The sequence below is a fragment of the Pseudomonas juntendi genome, assembly GCF_009932375.1.
Classification (GTDB): domain Bacteria; phylum Pseudomonadota; class Gammaproteobacteria; order Pseudomonadales; family Pseudomonadaceae; genus Aquipseudomonas; species Aquipseudomonas juntendi.
On record NZ_BLJG01000332.1, the window covers coordinates 1 to 490 of the forward strand.

Here is a 490-nt window from a genome sequence, read left to right on the forward strand (position 1 = left end):
TCTGACAAAAGTCAGAAATCAACATTCATCAACGAATGTTCATTTCTAATTTCTGAGCAGGAGCAACATCTACCGCAGAAAGTGGTGGAGCCAAGCGGGATCGAACCGCTGACCTCCTGCGTGCAAGGCAGGCGCTCTCCCAGCTGAGCTATGGCCCCGTATTCTACGGCTGAACCATGTAATGGTAGGCCTGGGCAGATTTGAACTGCAGAAGAGCCGTCCTCACCACTCTTTATCCAGAGACATGGGGTGCTCAACATTCCAACCAAAAATGGTAGGTCTGGGCAGATTTGAACTGCCGACCTCACCCTTATCAGGGGTGCGCTCTAACCAACTGAGCTACAGACCTAATGGTATAACTTTGGGTCTTGATCGTCTTTTACAATGAATCAAGCAATTCGTGTGGGAGCTCATCAGCAGGCTGATGTCGTCGATTAAGGAGGTGATCCAGCCGCAGGTTCCCCTACGGCTACCTTGTTACGACTTCACC

2 tRNA genes and 1 rRNA gene are annotated in these 490 nt (G+C 50.4%); all 3 read right to left on the minus strand.

What is annotated here, in order from left to right:
* Positions 1-82 precede the first annotated feature (82 nt).
* Positions 83-158, minus strand: a tRNA-Ala gene (locus GYA94_RS25580).
* Positions 159-272: 114 nt separating this feature from the next.
* Positions 273-349 (minus strand) — tRNA-Ile (locus GYA94_RS25585).
* Between the two features lie 86 nt (positions 350-435).
* A 16S ribosomal RNA gene (locus tag GYA94_RS25590) occupies positions 436-490 on the minus strand; the annotation flags it as partial.